17 protein-coding genes are annotated in these 21,447 nt (G+C 70.3%); 3 read left to right on the top strand and 14 right to left on the bottom strand.

Annotation, left to right across the window (positions count from 1 at the left end; genetic code table 11):
* Nucleotides 1-45 precede the first annotated feature (45 nt).
* Complete coding sequence (locus ACVTJA_RS41175) at nt 46-1,638, top strand: serine hydrolase (protein ID WP_465828805.1); 1,593 nt, start codon at nt 46-48, stop codon at nt 1,636-1,638.
* A gap of 55 nt (nt 1,639-1,693) precedes the next feature.
* On the opposite strand, the gene ACVTJA_RS41170 is transcribed toward ACVTJA_RS41175, so the two are convergent.
* Nucleotides 1,694-2,365, bottom strand: a complete 672-nt coding sequence (locus ACVTJA_RS41170; protein WP_465828802.1) for a superoxide dismutase family protein — start codon at nt 2,363-2,365, stop codon at nt 1,694-1,696.
* A 114-nt stretch (nt 2,366-2,479) separates the two neighbouring features.
* Nucleotides 2,480-4,057 (bottom strand): HsdM family class I SAM-dependent methyltransferase, encoded by a 1,578-nt coding sequence (locus ACVTJA_RS41165; protein WP_465828799.1) that lies wholly within the window; start codon nt 4,055-4,057, stop codon nt 2,480-2,482.
* A 413-nt stretch (nt 4,058-4,470) separates the two neighbouring features.
* Between ACVTJA_RS41165 and ACVTJA_RS41160 the strand changes: the two genes are divergently transcribed.
* On the top strand, nt 4,471-5,187 hold the full coding sequence (locus tag ACVTJA_RS41160) for a tetratricopeptide repeat protein (protein WP_465828795.1): 717 nt from the start codon (nt 4,471-4,473) through the stop codon (nt 5,185-5,187).
* Between the two features lie 3 nt (nt 5,188-5,190).
* On the opposite strand, the gene ACVTJA_RS41155 is transcribed toward ACVTJA_RS41160, so the two are convergent.
* From ACVTJA_RS41155 to ACVTJA_RS41145, 3 genes are read right to left on the bottom strand one after another with little or no spacing between them, the layout of a single operon-like run.
* Nucleotides 5,191-5,679 carry a DUF6691 family protein gene (locus ACVTJA_RS41155; RefSeq protein ID WP_465828791.1) on the bottom strand — a complete coding sequence of 163 codons (489 nt, stop codon included), beginning with the start codon at nt 5,677-5,679 and terminating at the stop codon, nt 5,191-5,193.
* Nucleotides 5,679-6,101, bottom strand: a complete 423-nt coding sequence (locus tag ACVTJA_RS41150; protein ID WP_465828787.1) for a YeeE/YedE family protein — start codon at nt 6,099-6,101, stop codon at nt 5,679-5,681. Before ACVTJA_RS41150 ends, ACVTJA_RS41155 begins: the two co-directional genes overlap by 1 nt.
* Before the next feature lie 28 nt (nt 6,102-6,129).
* Nucleotides 6,130-6,834 (bottom strand): MBL fold metallo-hydrolase, encoded by a 705-nt coding sequence (locus tag ACVTJA_RS41145; RefSeq protein ID WP_465828785.1) that lies wholly within the window; start codon nt 6,832-6,834, stop codon nt 6,130-6,132.
* Nucleotides 6,835-6,945: 111 nt separating this feature from the next.
* Between ACVTJA_RS41145 and ACVTJA_RS41140 the strand changes: the two genes are divergently transcribed.
* Nucleotides 6,946-7,761 (top strand): sigma-70 family RNA polymerase sigma factor, encoded by an 816-nt coding sequence (locus ACVTJA_RS41140; RefSeq protein WP_465828783.1) that lies wholly within the window; start codon nt 6,946-6,948, stop codon nt 7,759-7,761.
* 213 nt (nt 7,762-7,974) lie between these two features.
* Here the strand turns inward: ACVTJA_RS41140 and ACVTJA_RS41135 are convergent, their stop codons facing one another.
* From ACVTJA_RS41135 to ACVTJA_RS41095, 9 genes are all read right to left on the bottom strand, one after another.
* Nucleotides 7,975-9,606, bottom strand: a complete 1,632-nt coding sequence (locus ACVTJA_RS41135; protein WP_465828780.1) for a sodium:solute symporter family transporter — start codon at nt 9,604-9,606, stop codon at nt 7,975-7,977.
* A 7-nt stretch (nt 9,607-9,613) separates the two neighbouring features.
* Nucleotides 9,614-9,898 carry a DUF485 domain-containing protein gene (locus ACVTJA_RS41130; protein ID WP_465828779.1) on the bottom strand — a complete coding sequence of 95 codons (285 nt, stop codon included), beginning with the start codon at nt 9,896-9,898 and terminating at the stop codon, nt 9,614-9,616.
* 14 nt (nt 9,899-9,912) lie between these two features.
* Nucleotides 9,913-11,877 carry an acetate--CoA ligase gene (gene acs / locus ACVTJA_RS41125; protein ID WP_465828777.1) on the bottom strand — a complete coding sequence of 655 codons (1,965 nt, stop codon included), beginning with the start codon at nt 11,875-11,877 and terminating at the stop codon, nt 9,913-9,915.
* Between the two features lie 27 nt (nt 11,878-11,904).
* A complete protein-coding gene (locus tag ACVTJA_RS41120) occupies nt 11,905-13,008 on the bottom strand; it encodes a hypothetical protein (protein ID WP_465828775.1) in 1,104 nt (367 codons plus the stop codon).
* Nucleotides 13,009-13,204: 196 nt separating this feature from the next.
* Nucleotides 13,205-14,032, bottom strand: coding sequence for a hypothetical protein (locus ACVTJA_RS41115; RefSeq protein ID WP_465828773.1), 828 nt, complete (start codon nt 14,030-14,032; stop codon nt 13,205-13,207).
* Between the two features lie 239 nt (nt 14,033-14,271).
* Complete coding sequence (locus ACVTJA_RS41110; RefSeq protein WP_465828770.1) at nt 14,272-16,641, bottom strand: PAS domain-containing sensor histidine kinase; 2,370 nt, start codon at nt 16,639-16,641, stop codon at nt 14,272-14,274.
* Between the two features lie 119 nt (nt 16,642-16,760).
* Nucleotides 16,761-18,125, bottom strand: a complete 1,365-nt coding sequence (locus ACVTJA_RS41105; RefSeq protein ID WP_465828767.1) for a sigma-54-dependent transcriptional regulator — start codon at nt 18,123-18,125, stop codon at nt 16,761-16,763.
* On the bottom strand, nt 18,122-21,103 hold the full coding sequence (locus ACVTJA_RS41100; protein WP_465828765.1) for an ATP-binding protein: 2,982 nt from the start codon (nt 21,101-21,103) through the stop codon (nt 18,122-18,124). Before ACVTJA_RS41100 ends, ACVTJA_RS41105 begins: the two co-directional genes overlap by 4 nt.
* Complete coding sequence (locus ACVTJA_RS41095) at nt 21,093-21,293, bottom strand: hypothetical protein (protein ID WP_465828764.1); 201 nt, start codon at nt 21,291-21,293, stop codon at nt 21,093-21,095. Before ACVTJA_RS41095 ends, ACVTJA_RS41100 begins: the two co-directional genes overlap by 11 nt.
* Nucleotides 21,294-21,447: the final 154 nt, after the last annotated feature.

Genomic DNA, 21,447 nt, shown 5'->3' with positions numbered 1-21,447 from the left:
TGCCGGGTGCGGTAGACAGTCGCCTGTCCCCCACCCGGAGTTCCCGTGCGATACGCCCTCGCGCTTCTCCTCTTCATCCTCCCGCTCACGCCATTCGCCCAGCAGGCCGCGCAGTCGGACCTCGACGCCGCGATTCAGCGGACCATGGAGACCTTCGAGGTGCCCGGCATCGCCGTGGCCGTGGTGAAGGACGGCAAGGTGGTGCTCGCGAAGGGTTACGGCGTGCGCAAGCTGGGCGAGAAGGCGCCGGTGACGGCGGACTCGCTGTTCGGCATCGCCTCCAACACCAAGGCCTTCACCGCGGCGGCGCTGGCGATGCTGGTGGACGAGGGCAAGCTCCAGTGGGACGACCGCGTCATCGACCACCTGCCGTCGTTCCAGATGTTCGACCCTTACGTCACGCGTGAGCTGACGATTCGCGACCTGCTCGTGCATCGCAGCGGCCTGGGGCTGGGCGCGGGAGATTTGCTCTACTTCCCGCAGTCCACCTTCACCGAGGAGGAAATCGTCGCGCGGCTGCGGCGCATCCCTCCGGCGAGCAGCTTCCGCAGCAGGTACGCGTACGACAACATCCTGTACCTCGTCGCGGGGAAGGTCATCGAGAAGACGAGCGGGAAGACGTGGAGCGCGTTCATCCGCGAGCGCATCTTCGCGCCGCTCGGCATGCGCACGAGCAACACCAGCGTGACGGCCTTCCGCCCCGGCACCAACGTGGCGATGCCGCATGCGAAGGCGGACGGCGTGCTCAAGGCGATTGCACCGGTGCCCTTCGACAACAACGCGCCGGCTGGCGGCATCAACACCAGCGTGAATGAGCTGGCGCGGTGGATGCTGGCGCAGTTGGACCGGGGTGTGGTGCCGGGCACGGATGGGAAGAAGCGGCTCTTCAGTGAGGAGCAGTCGCGCGAGATGTGGTCCGCGCAGACGGTGCTGCCCATCAAGGAGCCGTCGAAGGCGCTGGCCGGGATTCGCGCGAACTTCGCTGCGTACGGACTGGGCTGGAACCTGCGCGACTACCGGGGCTTCAAGCTGGTGGGGCACACGGGCGGACTGCCGGGCTACGTGTCGCGCGTGGTGCTCGTGCCGGAGCAGCGGCTGGGTATCGCCGTGCTGACGAACCAGGAGGCGCGCGGCGGGTACGAGGCGCCCACGTGGACGCTGCTGGATGTGTACCTGGGCGCGCCGGGCACGGACTGGGTGGCCGCGTACAAGGCGGACGATGCGGAGAAGGAGAGCAAGGCGCAGGCGGTGGTGGGCGCGGCGAGCGCGTCGCGCAATGCGCAGTCGCGGCCGTCCCTTCCTGTCGATGCCTACGTCGGGAAGTACCGCGATGCGTGGTACGGCGACGTGGCCATCGCGAAGGAAGGGGAGAAGCTCGTCCTGCGCTTCAGCCGCACGCCCGCGCTCACGGGCGAGCTGGAGCATTGGCAGTACGACACCTTCGTGGCGAAGTGGAGGGAGCGCACGCTGAACGCGGATGCGTATGTGACGTTCTCGCTGAAGCCGGATGGCTCCATCGGCGAGATGCGGATGCAGCCCGTGTCGCCAATGACGGATTTCAGCTACGACTTCCAGGACCTGCTCTTCACGCCGGTGAAGGAGGACGCGGCCGGCGCGGTCGCGGGTCCCGTGCACTGACGCAGCTCGCGGGTGCCCCTCCCCAGCATGGGAGAGGCACCCGCCACAGGGACGGCTACTGCGCCTTCTCCACCACGCCGCAGGCGATGCGGCCGCCGGCGTCGCCGGTCGGGTCGGTGAAGTAGTCGTCCTCCTTCGTGTGCACCATCACCGCCGAGCCGTCCTTGTCGAAGAGCTGCTTCAGCGTGAGGCCGTTCTGCGCGAAGAAGTCGAACTTCACGCTTCCGGTCTGGTCCACGTAGAGGTTGGGCAGGTCGCCGTGGTGCTTGCCCTTCGGCGACATCATGCCGTGCGCCTTCTTCGTCGGGTTGAAGTGGCCGCCCGCCGTCTTGAAGTCCGGGGCCTCGCACTTGCCCGTCTCGTGGATGTGGAACGCGTGCTGGCCCGGCGGCAGGTTGCTCAGCGTGCCCTTCACCACCACGCCCTGCGCCGTCTGCTCCAGGGTGACTTCACCCACGTCCTTGCCCTGGGCGTCCTTCACCATCGCCTTGGCCGTCTCGCCCTTCGGTGGAGCCTTCTTCTCCGGAGTGGCTGCCGGAGCGGCGGGCGCCCCCGGCTCCTTGCCGGTCTGCTCGGCCCCCTTGCCCTTTCCGTGCTGCTCACCCGCGCTCCCCTTGCCTTGACCCTTTCCCTCGCCCTGGGCGGGCGGCGCGGCCTGCGGGGCCTGGGCCAGCGCGGGCATGGCGGCGGTGAGGGCTGCGGCGGTCAGCAGGGCTCGAATCTTCATAAGTCGGTCCTTCCTCCTGGGTAGGTCGCTGCGGAGAAGCGGCACACTAGCGACTGCCCGAGCGCGGTGCCGGGGAAACCGTGCGGGCTTTCAAGAGAGACGCCCCGGAACCGTTCACTCCTTCGCGGGAGCCACCAGCGGCACCGGCACCACGCGTGAAGCACCGAAGGCCGGGGCCCAGACGTCCTGCACCTCGGGCCCGTTGAGGAACGTCACCAGCGCGCGGAAGGCCTCCAGCGGGCCTCCGAGGCTCTCCGCCCACTGCTGCCCCCGAGGCGAGAGGTTGGGCACCAGCGGCCCCAATGCCTCCAGCGTCGACGCGGAGCGAGTGACGGCGAGCCCTTCATCCCGCAGGCGCCGGGGCACGTACAGCGGCGCGAAGCGGGCGTGCCGGTGGTCGTGCACGCAGCCCTCCTCCTCCAGCAGCGCGGCCGACAGTGGCAGCTCACGCACGTTGAAGAGGAGCTTCACCGCGCCCAGGTGCGGGTCATACGGCCCACGCAGCCGATGGTCTCCACGTGGAATGAGGCGCCGGTCCAGGTAGCAGTACGCCCGTGCCTCGTGCGGCACCGTGCCTCGGTGCCTCGCGCCTCCGTAGCGGAAGAACGGGCGTACGTGGCTCGGGTCCACCTCCAGCGGTGGGCCCACCTTCAGCTCGCGCAGCTTGGGCAGCAGCTCCTCCGGCAGCCCATGGGCGCGCGCGAAGTCGGGCAGCTCGTCCATGCGGGCCGCGGCGAAGGCTCGCACGCGGGCCAGCAGCCGCTCCGCATCCGCGTCCACCAGCAATTCGTCGAAGCGCGTCTTCACACCGGGCAGGCTCACCGGGACGAGCGTCGTCAGCGGCTCGCCCTCCGCCCGCCAGCGCGCGTCCAGCTCGGAGGCTTCCGGTGCAGTGGGCGCGAGGCGCCATTCCGGTGCCTCCGGCGTGAAGCCCTGCCACACGCCTCCGCGCTCGAAGCGCGGTGCCTCGCGCGGACCCGGCAGCGAGGACCACACGGTGATGCACGTGCGCACCTGCGTGCCGGAGAAGGCGCCGGGGCCCAGGTCCACCACCTCGCGCAGGGCCAGCGTGGCCAGCAGCGACTGGCGCAGCGGCGCATAGAGGAACGCGTCCAGCAGCGTCGCGGGCGTGATGAAGGCCAGCACGCCGGGACGCGAGACGAGCCGGTGCGCGGCCACCAGCAGGAAGAAGGCGAAGTCGTCGCGCAGGCTCGTGCCCGGAGGCAGGGCCAGCGGGAGCAGGGCACGCAGCCGCGCGTAGGTGCTCGCGTCCTTCAGCACCGGCGACGTGCCGTTGTACGGCGGGTTGCCCACCCACAGCTCGCGGTGCTCCGACGGCGTGGCGGCGACGAGCGGCTCCAGACCTCCGCGCAGCGCGTCTCCCTCGCGCACGTCGGCGCCGGGCACGCGGGACTTGCAGGCGCGCGCCACCTCCGGGTCCAACTCCAGGCCGCACAGGCGCGCATCGGGCCGCAGCCTCGCGGCTGCCGTGAGAAATGCGCCCGCGCCGCACGCCGGGTCAACCACCGTGAGCGGGCCTTCGCCCAGGTGCGCCAGCGCGAGCGCCAGCGTGCGCTCCACCAGCGGCGCGGGTGTGAAGAACGCACCCGTCGCCTTGCGGTCCAGGCCGGGGAACCGACGGACGAGCTTCTCCTCATCCACCTCCAACGGGCTGCTGGCGGCGCGTCGCATCAAATCCCCCCATCCACTCCACCGACATAGCGCGGGAAGACCCGGTCCGTCGTCCTCGCGCCCCCTGTCCTCGCGCGCGGCTGTGTCCTTCGCGTCAACTCACCTGCCCCGCAGGGCGAAGCACCGCATGCCAGTGTCTCCGTGCACACGCACCGTTGACCCACGGCGGCGGGGCCGGCGCGCGTTGAGTGCCGGCACCGGGGCCCGCGCTGGCGGGTCATGGCCGGAGGGAACGGGGCGCTCGACCTCGCGGCGACCATGACCCCCACACGCCGCATTGCCCCGCAACTCCTGCCCGCTCGCGGAGACCGTTCCTCCCGCGGCCCCGTTCAGCATCCGCTCGCCCTCCTCCACCTGGGGGACCCCCGGGTTACGCTTCTCCGGCCATGCACTTCCGAAGGTCTGCTCTTGCGTTGCCCTTCGTCGCCGCGCTGCTCCTCTCCGCCTGCGCGTCCCCACCTGTCCACGAGTGTCCGCGCTTCGACGGGGAGCTCTGCGAACAGGAGCTGGCGAATGGGAACCTGGACAGAGCGGAGACGTACTGCGACCTGGGCCTGGAGTTCTCCCCCAAGAACCCGGACCTGTGGGTCACGAAGGGCCTCATCGCTCTCCAGCGGCAGGACACCTCACAGGCGAAGCGGCACATCCTCAAGGCGCTCGAGTACGACCCGGGCTACCTGCAGGCGCACCTGAGCCTGGGCTACGTCCACCTGGAGGAGGGGGCCTACGAGTTCGCGCGCGAGCGCTTCCGCAAGGCCCTGGAGGTGGACCCGGGCTCCCTCGACGCGCGATATGGCCTGGGGGTCGTCCTGTTCAAGCTCGACCAGCGGAAAGAGGCTCGGAAGGAGCTCACCGCCGTGCTGGATACCGACCCCGGCAATGTTGGCGCCCACCTTGCCCTCTCGCGTCTGGAGTTCAAGGAACAGAACCTGGAGGGCGCTCGGCAGCATCGCTCCAAGCTCACGGAACTCGCGCCAGGGGAACCGCTCTACTGGCGTGACCTGGGCGCGGTGCTGCTGCACCAACGCCGCTACGGCGAGGCGGAAGCGGCCTTCCTCCAATGCTTGCGCCTGCCGGAGCCCTACGCCGACTGCCAGGAGGGGCTGGCTCGGGCGCGGAAGAGCAGGTGACGCTCAGGGCGTGGTGCCCGCGTGCGGCCGGCCGCCGGTGGGACTCGCTCCGGTGGCGGGCCCGCGTCGCGTAGCCGTCCGTGCCGCCTCCCACCCTCGGAAGACGGCCATGCCCGCGAGCATGGACGCGACGAAGAGCACCAGCAGGGGCGCGCCCTTCGCGAGCGAGACGAGCGCCGGCCCCGGGCAGTAACCCGCCAGGCCCCAGCCGATGCCGAACAGGGCCGCGCCGCCGACGAGCCGCCCGTCCACGCGCGTCTGGGGCAGGTTGGGAAAGGCCGGCGCGAGCACGGGCCGCGTCCGGTGCAGGATGAACCTGCGCATGACGGCGTGCGTCCCGACGGCACCGGCCATGAGGAAGAGGAGGCTCGGGTCCCAGGCGCCAGTGACGTCGAGGAAACCCATGACCCGGGCCGGGTCCGTCATGCCTCCGATGCCCAGGCCCACCGCGAAGAGCAGGCCGGCCAGTCCAGCCATCAGGTGGGTCTTCATCACGCACCTCCCATCAGGTGACGCATCACGAAGACGGTGCCCATGCCGGTGGCCACGAAGACGGTGGTCGCCACCAGCGAGCGCTTCGAGCCGCGTGCCACGCCGCAGACGCCGTGGCCGCTGGTGCAGCCACTGCCCAGTCGCGAGCCGAAGCCGACGAGCAGGCCCGCGAGGGCGATGATTCCCGCACTCGACACGACCGGGGCTCCAATCGCTCGAGGCAGGAAGGCCAACAGCAGGGCGCCGCCGAGCACGAGGCCGCCGATGAAGGCCACGCGCCAGCCGACGTCTCCGCTCGAGGGCGTGAGAAGCCCGCCGGTGATGCCGCTGACGCCCGCGATGCGTCCGTTGAAGAGGAGCAGGAGGGAGGCGCTCACGCCGATGAGGACGCCGCCCAGGAGGGAGAGGAGGTAGGGGTTCATCGTGAAGTCGCTCGAAGAAGAAAGGGGGTCATTGTATTGCGTGCGCGTCGGGCCGCACGAGGCCGCAGGCTCGATTCGCGGGGACGGCCACGTCGATCTGCTTGGGCTTCGGCAGCCCGAGGTGGTCCATGATGTCGATGAACTGCTCGCGGCTCTTGCCGGCGACGCGCTTGTTGAAGCGCTTCTCCTCGCCGATGGTCGTCACCGTGTGGCCCTTGTAGTCATGCGCGGGGTAGACGAGCGTCTCGTCGGGCAGGGCGAACAGCACGCGGGTGATGGAGTCGTAGAGCGTGCTCGCGCTCCCGTTCTGGAAGTCGGTGCGCCCGTTGCCGCGGATGAGGAGCGCGTCCCCGGTGAAGACGCGGTCGCCCATGAAGTAGCTCACGCTGTCGTCGGTGTGTCCCGGTGTGGCGAGCACGCTGAGCGCCAGCGCGCCCACGCGCACCACGTCCCCGTGGCTCACGTGGATGTCGGCGCACGGGGCTCCCGCCGCGCCTCCCACCACCCTGGCGCCTGTGCGCTCCCGCAGGAGACCCGTGGCGGTGACGTGGTCGGCGTGGACATGCGTGTCGAGGACGTGACTGAGCGTGAGGCCCAGCTCTCGCACCAGCGTCAGGTCGCGCTCCGCCTGCTCGGCGACCGGGTCGATGAGGAGCGCCTTGCGGCTGGCCAGGTCGGCGATGAGATAGGTATAGGTCGAAGACGTGGCATCGAAGAGTTGTCGGAAGAGCATCGTCGTGGCCCCACACGTTGAGAGTCAGGCCGATGGAAACAGGATTCACCGGGCAGCCGGAACAGGCGCCCGCCGTCCCCCCGGTCGGGCGTTTTCGAGGAGGCCCCTTCAATGGCGGCGAGAAGTGACGTGGAGTTGATTGCGGCGGCACGGGAGGGCGACGACGGAGCCCTGGACACGCTGCTCGCGCGGCACGAGCGTCAGGTGTACCGCTTCGGCCTGCGTATGTGCGGCTCGGAGGAGGACGCGAAGGAGGTGCTTCAGGAGACGCTGCTCACCGCCTTCCGGGGCCTGCACGCCTTCCGGGGCGACGCGGAGCTGTCCACCTGGCTCTACCAGGTGGCGCGGAGCCACTGCTTCCGTGCTCGGAGGCGACGGGCGGGAATGCCCGAGGAGCACCTCACGCTCGACTCCCCTGATGCGTCCGGAGTGCCCACGGAAGGCCCACGTCCCGACGAGAAGGCGCACGCACGGCAGATGGGCGAGGTCCTCCAGGCCGCCATCCTCGCGCTCCCGGAAACATATCGGGAGGCGCTCATCCTCCGGGACGTCGAAGGCCTGTCGGCGGAGGAGTCCGCACGCGTGGTGGGCATCGAGGTGCGCGCCCTCAAGAGCCGGCTGCACCGTGCGCGCATGCAGTTGCGGGAGCACCTCTCCACGCTGATGGGCGAGGACGCGGCGGCCGGCGGTCAGGGATGCCCGGAGCTGGCGCAGGAGCTGTCCGACTACGCCGCGCAGGACATCGACCAGGCCACGTGTGTCCGCATCGAGGACCACCTCGGGCGCTGTGCGCGCTGCACCGAGGCCTGTGAGTCCCTCAAGCGCACCGTCTCCCTCTGCCGCCGCATCCCCGGCGACGAGGTGCCCGCGCCCGTGCGCGCGGCGGTGCGGCAGGCGCTTCACGGGGCCGTGACACCTCGGGCCTGAGGCGTCCCAGGCGCCGCACGCGAGGACGGGCACGAGGCCCGGGCACTTCGGCACGCCGGGTCTCGGCTCCGTCCTCTCATCCATCCACTTCGCCGTGACGCCTTCGCGTTACGCGCACTGCGCACGAAAACGGGTGCGGGACCCGGGCCCCTTGGTGACCCGGGTCCCGTCCCTGCCCTCCCGTCGAGGAGGAGCGGGAGGGCGATGTCGTCGTCAGGCCTTGCTCGGGTGGACTCCGGCCGGCGGCGTGGCGGAGGCCGTGGACACCGGTGCCTCGGGCGCGGGGATGCTCGGCGTGGGGGCGCCCACGTGCATCCGGTGGCGCACCTCGGCGAAGCGGTCGGCGGCCTCGCGCTCCGGGAACAGCAGCGACACCACCACGCCCACCACGATGGCCAGCGGGATGGTGATGATGCCCGGGTTCTTCAGCGGGAAGATGGCCGTGGCGTTCTTCAAGAGGTCCACCTGCACCGTGGGTGACAGGAAGATGAGCACCACTGCGCTGAACGTGCCCGTCAGCATGCAGGCCACCGCGCCCCGCGTGGTGAAGTTCTTCCACGCCATGGACAGGAGCAGCGCGGGGAAGTTGCCGCTCGCGGCGATGGCGAAGGCCAGGCCCACCATGAAGGCCACGTTCTGACCCTTGAAGATGACGCCCAGGATGATGGCCAGCACGCCCAGCGCGAAGCTGGCGATTCGCGCCACCCGGAGCTGCTCGTGCTCCGGCGCCTTGCCCTTGCGCACCACCGAGGACCACAAGTCATGCGACAGCGCCGCCGCGCCGGACAGCGTCAGGCCCGCCACCACCGCGAGAATCGTGGCGAAGGCCACCGCGGAGATGAAGCCCAGGAAGCCCGTGCCGCCCACCACCTCGGCCAGCATCGGCGCCGCCATGTTGCCGCCCTTGTCCACACCCGTAATCGCCGTGCGGCCCACCAGCACCGACGCGCCGAAGCCGAGGATGAACGTCACCAGGTAGAAGTACCCGATGAGCCCCGTGGCGTAGAACACGCTGCCGCGCGCCGCCTTCGCGTCCGGCACCGTGTAGAAGCGCATCAGGATGTGCGGCAGGCCCGCCGTGCCGAACATCAGCGCCAGCCCCAGGGAGATGGCCTCCAGCGGGCTCGCCACCAGCTTGCCGGGCGCCAGCGTCTCCGGCCCGTACTGCGTGGCCGCCTCGTTGAAGAGCGCCACCGGGCTGAAGCCGAACTTGTAGAGCACCGCGACCGCCAGCGCCGTGGCGCCCGCCAGGAGCAGCACGGCCTTCACAATCTGCACCCACGTGGTGGCAATCATGCCGCCGAAGAGCACGTACAGAATCATCACCGCGCCCACGATGACGACTGCCGTCTCGTACGACAGGCCGAAGAGCAGGTGGATGAGGTTGCCGGCGCCCACCATCTGCGCAATCAGGTAGAAGCTCACCACGGCGAGCGTGCCCAGCGCCGCGGACAGCCGCACCGGCGTCTGCTTCAGCCGGTACGCCACCACGTCCGCGAACGTGTACTTGCCCAGGTTGCGCAGCGGCTCGGCGATGAGGAACGTCACCACCGGCCAGCCCACCAGCCAGCCGACGGAATAGATGAGGCCGTCGAAGCCGGACATCGCCACGAGGCCGGCGATGCCGAGGAAGCTGGCGGCGCTCATGAAGTCGCCCGCCAGCGCGAAGCCGTTCTGCGCGGCGCTGACGCCGCCGCCCGCGGCGAAGAACTCGGAGGTCGACTTCGTCTTGCGCGCCGCCCAGTACGTAATCGCCAGGGTGATGCCGACGAAGAGGAGGAAGAAGATGATGGCCGTCGTGTTGGGCTGGCCCAGCTGCGTGCCCGGAGGAGTCGTCGGGTTCATGCCGTCCTCACTTCTCGTTCCGGTACTGGTGGAGGGCCCGGTCGTACTTGCCGTTCGCCCAGAGGATGTAGATGCCCGTCAGCACCCACGCGGCCAGGATGACGAGCACGCCCAGCAGGATGCCGATGGACAGGCCCGGGGTGATTTGATGCCCCATCAGCGGCTTGTTGAAGGCCACCAACAGGATGAAGCCGAGGTACGCCACCAGCATGGCCGCGGTGAGCACCGCGGCCACCTTCCAGCGTGACGCGGCCAGCGCTTCGAGCGCTTCCTCTCGGGAACTCGATTGCATCGACGTTTCTCCTCTCATCGCTTGGCCTGCGGGGGCATGCCCTTGGCGAGCAGTTCATCGAGCACGGCGGGGTCCGCCAGGGTGGTGGCGTCACCCAGGTTGTCCGTCTCGCCGGAGGCAATCTTGCGCAGCATGCGCCGCAGAATCTTGCCGGAGCGCGTCTTGGGCAGGCCATTGACCAGCACCACACGGTCCGGCGTGGCGATGGGGCCGATGACGTGCCGCACCTGCTCCTTGAGCGCGCCCACCATCTGCTCCTGTGAGGCCTCCGCCCAGTCCGGCTTCATGGTGACGAAGGCGCAGACGCCCGTGCCCTTCAAGTCGTGCGGGAAGCCCACCACGGCGGCCTCGGCGACGGACTCGTGGGCCACCAGCGCGCTCTCGACTTCAGCGGTGCCCAGGCGGTGGCCGGACACGTTGAGCACGTCGTCCACGCGGCCCGTAATCCAGTAGTAGCCGTCCTCGTCGCGGCGGCAGCCGTCGCCCGTGAAGTACAGCGAGGGGAAGCGCGAGTAGTACGTCTCCACGAAGCGCTGGTGGTGGCCGTACAGCGTGCGCGCCTGCCCCGGCCACGAGCGCGCCAGGCACAGGTTCCCGGTGACGCCGTTGCCCTCGATGATGCGGCCCTCGTCATCCACCAGCACCGGCTCCACGCCGAAGAAGGGCAGGGTGGCCGAGCCCGGCTTGCACGGCGTGGCGCCCGGCAGCGGGGCGATGAGGATGCCGCCCGTCTCCGTCTGCCACCACGTGTCCACCACGGGGCAGCGGCCCTCGCCCACCACGTCGTGGTACCAGCGCCACACCTCGGGGTTGATGGGCTCGCCCACCGAGCCCAACAGGCGCAGCGTCTTGCGCGAGGACTTCTTCACGAAGCCGTCGCCCTCCTTGATGAGGGCGCGCAGCGCGGTGGGCGCGGTGTAGAGGATGGTGGCCTTGAGGTCGTCCACCACCTGCCAGAGCCGGCTCGCGTTGGGGTACGTGGGCGTGGACTCGAACATGACGGTGGTGGTGCCCGTCGCCAGCGGCCCGTAGAGGATGTAGCTGTGGCCCGTCACCCAGCCCAGGTCGGCGGCGCAGAAGTGCACGTCGTCCGGCTGGATGTCGAAGATGTAGCGGAACGTGGTGGCCGCGTACGTGAGATAGCCACCGGTGGTGTGCAGCACGCCCTTGGGCTTCCCGGTGGAGCCGGAGGTGTAGAGGATGAACAGCGGGTCCTCCGCGTCCATCCACTCGGCGGGACAGGTGCCGCGGTGCCTGGACATCTCCACGTCCAGCCAGTAGTCGCGGCCCATGCGCATGGGGACTTCCTTCGACGTGCGGCGCACGACGAGGATGGACTCCACCTGGGTGAGGCCCTCCACCGCCTCGTCGGCGATGGCCTTGGTGGGGACGAACTTGGGGCCGCGCGGGCCCTCGTTGGCGGTGACGAGCACCTTCGCGCCCGAGTCGAGGATGCGCTCGCGCAGCGACTCGGACGAGAAGCCGGCGAACACCACCGAGTGCACCGCGCCGATGCGCGCGCAGGCGAGCATGGTGTAGGCCAGCTCCGGCACCATGGGCAGGTAGATGCAGACGCGGTCGCCCTTGCGCACGCCGTGGGCCTTCAGCACGTTGGCCACGCGGCCCACGTGGTGCTGCAAGTCGCGGAAGGTGATGACCTGGTACTCGCCGGGCTCGTTCTTCGCCCAGATGATGGCGGGCTTACCAGGGCGGCTCTTGGCGTGACGGTCCACGCAGTTGAAGGCGACGTTGAGCTTGCCGCCGGCGAACCACGAGAAGTCCACCGCCTCGGCGTCCACGTCCAGCACGGTGTCGGGCTTGTGGAACCAGGTGAGCTGCTGGGCCATCTCGCCCCAGAAGGCCTCGGGCTGCTCCAGGCTCTGCTTGTAGAGGCGCTGGTAGTCCTCCAGGCTCTTCACGTGGGAGGTCCGGCTGAACTGCTCCTTCGGGGGGATGAACGCGTCCTGGGTCGAGGTCATTGCGGGGCATCCTTGGGGCGACAAGAGTCAGTAGAAGAGCTGGAGCTGGGCCGTGCCGGTGATGCCGGTGTCGGCCTCGGAGATGTCGCCCGCCTTGGAGATGGCGACCTCCGACTTGAGGTTGAGGGTGTGCTTCTGGAACCAGATGTTGAAGCCCGGCCTCAACACGAGGACGTCCTGGTTGACCACGCGCGAGTTGAAGTACTCGCCGGAGACGACGGGCTCCCACTGGCCGATGCGGTAGCCGACCTCGGAGAAGAAGCCGGTGCCGCTCTGGGGCGCGTCGAAGCCCTGGCGGTAGTGGTAGACGCCGGTGTTGAAGACGACGGCCTGGTCCCCGGCCAGCGGCAGGTCGAGGAAGACGTCGGTGGCGAAGTTGGCCGAGTCGTGGACGCCGGTGGCGGTGGCCACGGCGGAGGGCTGGTAGTCGGCGCCCACGCCCACGGACAGGCGCGGCTTGTCGTCGAAGTAGATGCCCTGGAAGAAGAGGTCCTCCTCGCGGGTGAGGAAGTTGTACCGGACGCTGGCCACGCCGCGCGGCAGGTCATCCGGGTTGACGTTGACGCCGTCGGTCGTCTTCTTGCCCTCGGCGCCGTTGAGGATGGCGGCGCGGAAGCCGAGCGGCCCCGCGAAGCCGCGCAATTGCACGCCCACGTCGCGCCACACCTTCCCGACGCCCGGCGTGAAGCGGATGACGTTGGAGTGGTAGTCCACCGTGTTGAGTGCAATCGCGCCCTGCAGGTTGTGGCGCGACAGCGGGGCGATGAGGAAGCCCGCGTCCACGAAGAGCTTGTCCGCGACCTCGTAGGAGGCGAACGCGTCCTGCACGTAGAAGGCGACGTCGAAGTTGCCGTCCTTGCCGAAGTTGGGCTGGTCCGTCTCGAAGAAGAAGGACAGGTGCTTGGTGACGCTGCCGTAGACGAGCAGCCGCGTCCGCCGCAGGTAGAGGTCCGTGCCCACGTCGCCCACGGGGGCGCCGTCCTTGATGAGCTGGAACTGCGGCTGGAGGAGGAGGCTGATGTTCAGCACCGCCTCGTCGTTGATTTGAATCTTGCCCGCGGCCGCGGGGCCGGCGGGCAGCAGGACCATGAAGGCCAGGAGCGACAGCAGGCGTGAGGGGGCAGGGCGCATGCCCGCCGCATGAGCAATGCCTCTGCCAACGCTCGCTACCCGGAGTTTCAGGACCTTACAGGTTGGCCCGGTGCGTCAGGATGTTACGGAAGGTGACGTGGGCGTTACCGCGGTAACGATTCATGCAATGCGTCGTAACGTGAGCACGCGCCTGCCTTTGGAGGCAGGCGCGGTGCGTCAGGCACGCATTGTGGCGTCAGGCGGGCTTGGAGTTGGAGTGGTCGTTCGCCTTGCCCAGCAGGTAGCCGCCGTGGCTGATGGCGAGGAGCGCGACGAAGCCCTGGGACAGGGGCGGCAGGCCGCCCGTCTTGCCGGCCATGACGGAGGCGGCGACGTCCATGAAGTAGCTCACCGCGGCGATGAGCGTGAAATAGAACATCTGCACCTTGGCGAGGTCGACGTGGGCGGTGTTGCCGACCTCGTCACCCTGGAAGAGGTCCGAGACGCGGGCGTCCTGAAGGCTCTTGTTCGCGTAGAGCGTGCCCTGGCTCGTCTGGGCGAGGTCGTCCTTGGACTCGTTGAGCTGGGTGGACGTGTTCTGCATCAGCTTGTCGTCCGGTTTCCGTGCGCGCTTGGCGCCGAGGATGAGCGGCGTGCCGAGCAGGGACGTGGTGGAGATGCCCATGGCCAGCCACAGCTCCTGGGGGATTCCGATGTCCACGGCGTCCGCCGTGCCGGCCTTCACGCGCGAGATGGCCATGGTGAGGTAGCCGCCCATGACGACCACCGTCCAGAGGGCGGCCTGCACGCGCGAGAGGCTCATCAGGTTGCGCTCGTTGATGAGCACGCCGAAGGGCGTCCCGGAGATGGCCTGGCCGAGCACGAGGAGGAACATCGCGAGCGCGCCGGTGGTGGCGACGTAGCTCCAGCCGGGAGCCACGAACCACGACGTGGCGAGCACCACCAACGGCAGCGCGCCCGTGAGGAAGAGCAGGCGACTGTTGGTGTCTTGTTGAGGAATGGATGTGATTGCCTCGGCGCTGCCTGGTCTGGGCTCACCGACTGCGAAGGATTTCTCTGCCATGACGTCCCCCCGGGATGTGGTGGAGCCTTGCTAACGAGCTGCCCGGACATACCGGTCTATCCAGGGGTGGAACCCTCGGGTCCCTGACACTCGGCCTGGACTCCAGGGCGAAGTGACTCCGCGCGCTGCTCCTTCGGCTCCGCCGAGCGTCAATCCGAGACACAGGACCGCGGCTGTTTCAGGACGCAGGACGGAGCGGCCGCCGCGTGGCTGGAGCTCCTTCCGTCACTCGTGCGGCCTCAGCCTCGCGAGATTGGGGCGGAGCGCGGCAGCCACACGGTGAACGTGGTCCCCTCCGCCTCGTTGGAGCGCACCTCGACGTGGCCTCCGTGCGCGCGGGCAATCTGCTGGACGATGAAGAGGCCCAGCCCCAGACCGGAAGTCGGATGGCCCTGGTCCGTCGCCCGCCGGAAGGGCTCGAACAGGTGCGGGAGCAGGTCCGCCGGAACCGGTGGGCCCGCGTTGTGGACCTCCACGCACACGTGCGCTCCCTCGTCGTGCAGCACGAACTCGACGGGACTGTCCACGGGGCTGTAGTCCAGCGCGTTCTTGCCCAGGTTCCCGAGGAGCTGCGTGAGCCGGTCGGCGTCCCATACGCCCTGGAAGCGCTCTCCCCGGACGCTCAGCCGGAGCTCCCGTTGGGGATGGCCCACCTCCAGCTCCTCCTGCACCTGCTGGCAGAGGGAGCGCAGGTTGGCCGGGCGGGTGCTGATGGGGATGCCACCCCCCAGCCGCCCGCGCGTGAAGTCGAGCAGGTCGGAGACCAGCCGCTCCATGCGCTCGGCGCTGAGGGCGATACGGCGCGCGGCCTTCAGGTGGCGCGGGACGGCGCACTCCGAGCGCATCAGCGCGTCGGCGGACAGGAGGATGGCATTGAGGGGGTTGCGCAGGTCATGCGAGACGATGCCGAGGAGGCGCTCGCGGAACCACGCCGTCTGCCGCAGCTCCTCCTCGATGCGCTTGCGCTCGGTGATGTCGGTGTTGACGGCGACCGCCCCGACGATGTCATCCCCGATGCGTACGGGGGCGGCGGCGCAGCGCACCACCACGTCCCGGCCCGTCTGCAGGTGGCGTGAGCGGACCTCCTGGGTGACCGCCTGCCCGTGGATGGCCCGCATGAAGGGCTCCTCCTCGGGCGTGAGGCGGTGGCCATCTTCCATGGACTGGTTCCGCAGCCGCTCCCCCAGGGTGGCGATGTTCTGGTTCAGCTCCTCCAGGGACGTGAAGCCGAGCATCTCCAGCGCCGGGGCGTTGGCCAGCTTGATGCCGGTGGCATCGCCCACGTAGAGGGCATCCGGGATGGCCTGGAGGATGGCCTGGAGGGTGGCCGCGCCGCGGGTGAGCTCCTCCGCGGTGCGCTTGCGCTCGGTGATGTCGAGCGCCGTGCCCAGGAAGCGGATGGGGCGCCCCGAGGCGTCTGCGTGGGTGCGGCCCTGCGAGTAGACCCACCGCTCCTGCGCACCCGCGAGCGGAATGATGCGGTAGTCGGTGGAGAAGGTCCCGGTACCGCCAGGCGCCAGCGCCTGCTGGACGAGGCGGTCGACGCGCTCGCGCTCCTCGGGATGCACGCGCGAGAGGAAGAGAGGGTAGTCCACGGGAGCATCCGCTGGCAGCCCGAAGAGCAGACGCGTTCGTCCGTCCCACACCAGCGCGCCCGTCGTGACGTCCATCTCCCACGTTCCCAGCTCCAGGGCCTCGGTGGCCAGGCGCAGCCGCTCCGCGGCGAGCGCGTCCCTCCGCTGGCGAGAGCGCACCCGCTCCGTCACGTCCGAGGCGACGGCGATGACGGCCTCCGCCCGTCCCCGGGCGTCGCGGAGGGGCTCGTACACGAAGTCGAAGTACACGTCTTCCAGGCCCCCGCCATCCAGGCGCGCCAGCCTCGCGGGCTGCTCCCTGCCGACATAGGGCTTGCCGGTGGCGAGCACCCCGTTCAGCAGCTCCTCGAAGCCCTGGCCCACGGCCTCGGGCAGGGCCTCGAAGAGGGGCCTGCCCAGCACCTGCTCGGGACGGCGGCCCCAGAGGCGGCACACCTGGGGATTGGCCAGCTCGATGATGTAGCGGGGGCCCTGGAAGATGGCGATGCCCGTCGGCGCCTGCATGAAGACCGTGTGGAGCCATTCCCGCTGACGCGCGGTCTCCTCGCGCGCCTGGGTGGCCAGCGTCAGGGACGCGTCGCGACTGCGCGACAGGTGGATGAAGTCCGTTACGTCCTGCACCCGGTGCAGCAGGTAGCGCACCTCGCCCTCGGCGGACAGGACGGGCGTGTTGACGGGACTCCAATAGCGCTCCTCGAAGCCGCCTCCTCCGGCCTCGGGACGGCGGATGTCGTACTTCTGCACGGACATGGTGTCCGGCGCGCGAGTGGCCAGGGCGCGCTCCAGCGAGGCGCGCAGGTTGCGCGCGCCCGTGGCATTCGGGTCCGTCGGGTTGTCGGGGAACACCTCGAAGAGGGGGCGGCCGAGGATGTCCTCGCGGGTCGTCTGGGTGGCGCGCAGGTAGGCGTCGCTCACCGCGATGATGGTGAAGTCCGCGTCCGGCGCGACGACGAGGTACGCGTCCGGGCTCTTCTCGAAGAGTTGCCGGAAGTCGGGAGTCGGAGGTGGAGGCATGGCGAGCACGTGCGAGCTTGCACATTGAGTGCTGCCCGTGCGCTGGCGAAGCGCACGTCTTGACGAGTAGCCGATGCTGTCGCCCTGCCCGGCGAGCTGGCCGGGAGACGAGGCCGGTGTCAGGCCCGCGTGCGTGGGATGCCGAGCTTCTGGCGCTTTTCCCACAGCGCCTTGCGGCTGATGCCCAGGCGCTTCGCCAATTCCGTCTCGCCCATGTGGTCCTGGTTCTCCAGTACGAAGCGGCGGAAGTACTCCTCCATCGAGTCCGGCGAGTCTCCCGCCTCCTCGGCACCTGGCTCGCCAAGGTCGAGCGCTACCGCCTCGGCGCCTCCCGGCGGCTCCAGCGCCAGCAGGTCCGGTGTCACCACCGGGCCGTCCGCGAGGATGATGGCGCGCTCAATCGCATTCTCCAGCTCGCGCACGTTGCCCGGCCAGGGATGTGACGTCATCGCCATCATCGCTTCCGTGGAGAACGTCGCGACGGGCTTGCCGAGCTGACGGCACACCTTCTCCAGCAGGTGCTTCGCCAACGCGGTGATGTCCTCTCCGCGCTCCCTCAGCGGTGGCAGCCGTATCTCCACCACGCGCAGCCTGAAGTAGAGGTCCTGGCGGAACAGTCCCTCCTGCACGCGGCGCGGCAAGTCCCGATGGGTCGCCGCGACGATGCGCACGTCCACGCGGCGAGGCCGTGTCGAGCCCACCCGGCGCACCTCGCCGTCCTGCAACATGCGCAGGAGCCGGGCCTGCGCGGGCGCGGGCAATTCGCCAATCTCGTCGAGGAAGAGCGTGCCTCCGTGCGCCGCTTCCACGAGGCCCGCGTGCGCGGCCTGGGCTCCCGTGAAGGCTCCCTTCTCGTGGCCGAACAGCTCGCTCTCGAGCAGCCCCTCCGGAATCGCCGCGCAGTTCACCGCGACGAGCGGCCCGTCCGTCCTCGGGCTCTGCGCGTGGATGGCCCGCGCCACCAGCTCCTTGCCCGTACCGGACTCGCCCAGCACCAGCACGGTGGCGGGGGAGGGCGCCACCTTGCGCACGCGCTCGAAGACCTCGCGCATGGCCAGGCAGCTCCCGACCATTCCGCTCACGGGGTGCGCCTGCTCCACCTCGCGCTTCAGCGCCGCGTTCTGCCGCGCCAGCTTCCCCTCGCGCAGCACCCGCTCCACCTGCATCAGCAGCTCGTCGTGGTCGAACGGCTTCGCGATGTAGTCCACCGCGCCCAGCTTCATCGCGTCCACGGCGGACTTCACCGTGGCGTAGCTCGTCATGATGAGCACCGGCACGCCCGGACACAGCGCAATCACATCCGTCCCCGCAGCTCCCGGCAGCCGCAGGTCCGAAAGCACCAGGTCGAACGAGTCCAGCTCGTAGTCCGTCGAGGCCTCGTGCACGCTGCCCGCCTCGGACACGTCGTGCCCCGCGCGCACCAGCAGGCGGCGCAGCTCCGTGCGGATGATGGGCTCGTCCTCGATGACCAGGATGCGACTCATGCCAGGGCTCCCCGTCCGGTGCGGACTCCCTGCTCCGTCTGGCGCGGCTCCGGCAGGCTCACCGTCACGCTAGTGCCTCCCCCGGGGCGGCTGTCCACCTGCATCACGCCTCCGTGCTCCCTCACGATTCCCGCCACCAGCGCCAGCCCCAATCCCGTCCCCTCGCCTGGCTGCTTGGTCGTGAAGAACGGCTCGAAGATGCGCTGTGCCAGCTCGCGCGGGACGCCAGGTCCCCGGTCCAGCACCCTCAGGTGGACGTCTCCCTCGCTCGCCTCCGCCTCCAGCTCCACCACCGCCCCGTCGGGCGAGGCGTCGATGGCGTTCGTCAGCAGATTCACCAGCACCTGCTCCAAGCGCTGCGCGTCGCCCATCACCTCCAGCCCCTCCGGGCAGCGGTGCTCGAAGCGCAGCCCGCGGTCCTTCCTCGAACCCCGTGCCAGCCTCGCGAGCTGCACCGACTCCGTCAGCAGGGGGCCCACGGCGACTCGCATGAAAGGGCGTGCCTCTCCGCCCACCGTCCCCGCGTGGCTGAAGCCCACCAGGGCCCGCACAATCGCGTCGATGCGGCGGCACTGCTGGAGGATGAGCCCCACGCGCTCGCGCACCGCCTCCGCGTCGTCCAACTCGTACTTGAGGTTCTGCGCGAGGCTCGCAATCGCCGTCAGGGGATTGCCAATCTCGTGCGCCACTCCCGCCGCCACCCGGCCCAGCGAGGCCAGCCGGTCCTGGTGCGCCAGCCGCGCGTCCACCGCCTTGCGCTCCGTCAGGTCCTCCACCAGCAGCGCCATGCCCTCGGACGCGGTGCCGCGCTCTCCCGCGGCGGACAGCGAGCGGTGCAGCCGCAGCACGCGCTCGCCTCCGCCCACGGTGACGCGCGTCTCCGTGTCCTCCTCCGCGCCGGCCGCGAAGCCGGACAGCAGCACACCCCAGGGCTCCGGCAGCGCCGCGAGCAGGTGCCCGCGCACCGCGCCCGCCTCCACGCCGGACATCCGCTCCAGCGTCGCGTTCCAGATGACCACCTCGCCGTCCGGCCCCACCGCGCACACGCCCAGCGGCAGCTCCTCCAGGACGCGCCGCAGGTAGCGCCGCACCGACTCCAGCGCATGGACGGTGCCGCCCTGCATGCCTCGCGCGTCCCGCAGCCGCTCCTCCACGAAGCGCAGTTGCTCCGCCAGCGCGGTGCGCGCCCCAGGCTCCAGCCGCAGCGCCTCCTCCACCGTCAGCCGCGCCAGCACCGGGCCGATGAGGCCCGAGAGATTTCGCTCCACGCCGTCACGCAGGCGGCGCAATTCCGCGGGCCGGCGCTCGTCCGGAGGCAGCCCCAGCGCGGCCAGGGCCCGGTCCACCTCCGCCGCCGCGGCCTCCTCGCCCAGCAGCGGCACGAGGCTCCGGCGGAACTCCTCCGGTGAGCCCGCGGCGACCTCGCCCGAGGCCAGCCCCGGCGCCTCGCGCGTGCAGGCCCTCGCGGCCTCCGCCTCGCGCGTGGACTGCCGCGTGGCCAGCGACACCGCCACGAAGGCCAGCACGTTGAGCGTCAGCGACGCGAAGGTGGAGAAGCCCCACGGCTCGTCCGAAGGGAAGCCGAGCAGCACCGCCACCCGCCGCGTCCACGCCACCACGCCGGGCGAGGCCCACAGCGGCACCACCAGCGTCACCGCCCACATGACCGCGCCCACGCCCAGGCCCGCGAGCAGTCCCGCCCGCGTGCCGCGCTTCCAGAAGAGGAGCCCCAGCACGCCCGGCGCGAACTGCGCCACCGCGACGAAGGACACCAGCCCCAGGTCCACCAGCCCCGTGCCGCGCGTGTCCAGCAGCCGGTAGAAGCCGTAGCCCGCGAGGATGATGAGGGCGATGAGCAGCCGCCGCGCCCACAGGAGCCAGCCGTACAGGTGCGGCTGGCCGCGCGCGTAACCCAGCGGCAGCACCAGGTGCGTGAGGCACATGGGCGCCAGCGCCAGCGTGGTGACGATGACCATGGCGCTCGACGCGGACACTCCGCCGATGAAGGCGAGCAGCGCCAGCACCGTGGCTCCGCGCGACGCCGGCACCGCGAGCACGTGGAAGTCCGCGGGCCAGGGCAGCCCCAGCGCGTCGCCGCTCCACAGCACCACCGGCACCATCAGGTTCATCACCAGCAGCACCAGCGGGAAGGCCCACGTCGCGGTGGACAGCGCGTCGCGCTCCGGGGCCTCGGTGAAGGCCACGTGGTAGCTGCGGGGCGTGAGGAAGGCCGCCGCGCAGGACAGCGCCAGCAGCGGTGCCCACGACGCGTCTCGCGCCGGACGCTGCAGGCCGTCCACCGCCTCCGGGTGTGCATCCAGCCACGCGAGGAAGCCATCCACGCCGCCGAACACCGAGGACACCGCCCACAGGCCCACCGCCACCAGCGCCACCGCCTTCACCAGGGACTCGAAGGCGATGGCCAGCATCAGGCCCTCGTGGCGCTCGCGGGGCGTGAGGTGCCGCGCGCCGAAGAGGACGGAGAAGCCGATGAGCACCGCGCAGAAGCCCAGGCCCACCAGCGTGGGCGACGCGGAGGGGCTGAGCACCTTCGCGGACTCGACGACGGCGCGCACCTGCAGCGCGAGGTACGGCAGGCTGCCGGCCAGCATGAACAGCGTCACCGCCGTGCCGGTGGACTGGCCCGGGTAGCGGAAGGCGAGCACGTCTGCCAGGGAGGTGAGCTGCAGCTCGCGTGTCAGCCGCAGCAGCGGGCGCCACAGCACGGGCATGAGCAGGCACGCCAGCGTGACGCCCAGGTAGATGCCCAGGTAGCGGAAGCCGTGCCGCGCCGCGTACCCCACGCTGCCGAAGTAGGACCACGACGTGGCGTACACACCCAGCGCCAGCGAGTACACCAACGGGTGCTGGGTGATGCGCGCGGAGATGCGGCCGCGCTCGGCTGCGTAGGCCACCAGGAACAGCACCAGCAGGTACGCGACGGACGCGGCGACGAGCGAGCCCAGCTCAAGCGTCATGTCCACCGCTCCGGTGCGCCGCCCAGAAGCCCAGGCCGATGACGCCCAGCCACACGAGGAAGGGCAGCCAGCCGGGCGCGCCCTCCGCCAGCCACAGCCGTCGCAGTGGGGAGCCGAAGACGAGCACCGCGATGGCGAAGACGAGCAGTGACGGCATGGCCGGCGCGTCGGGCTCGGAGGGGCGCTTCATGGACCCCGAGGATAGCAGGCGGCGCGCTTTCGCGAGGGGCCGGGGCCGCCTGGTTCCCGGCCCGCGGTAGCATTCAGTCACGAGCAGGCGGGCTCGGACACGCCGGGAGCGCGGGTGGCATGAGGCATGCCTGCGAAGCGATGAGGCGGAGGGC

The sequence above is a fragment of the Pyxidicoccus sp. M6 genome (genome assembly GCF_055568925.1).
The sequence above is the reverse complement of the archived record's forward strand: the minus strand, read 5'-3'. Positions and strand labels throughout refer to the sequence as shown.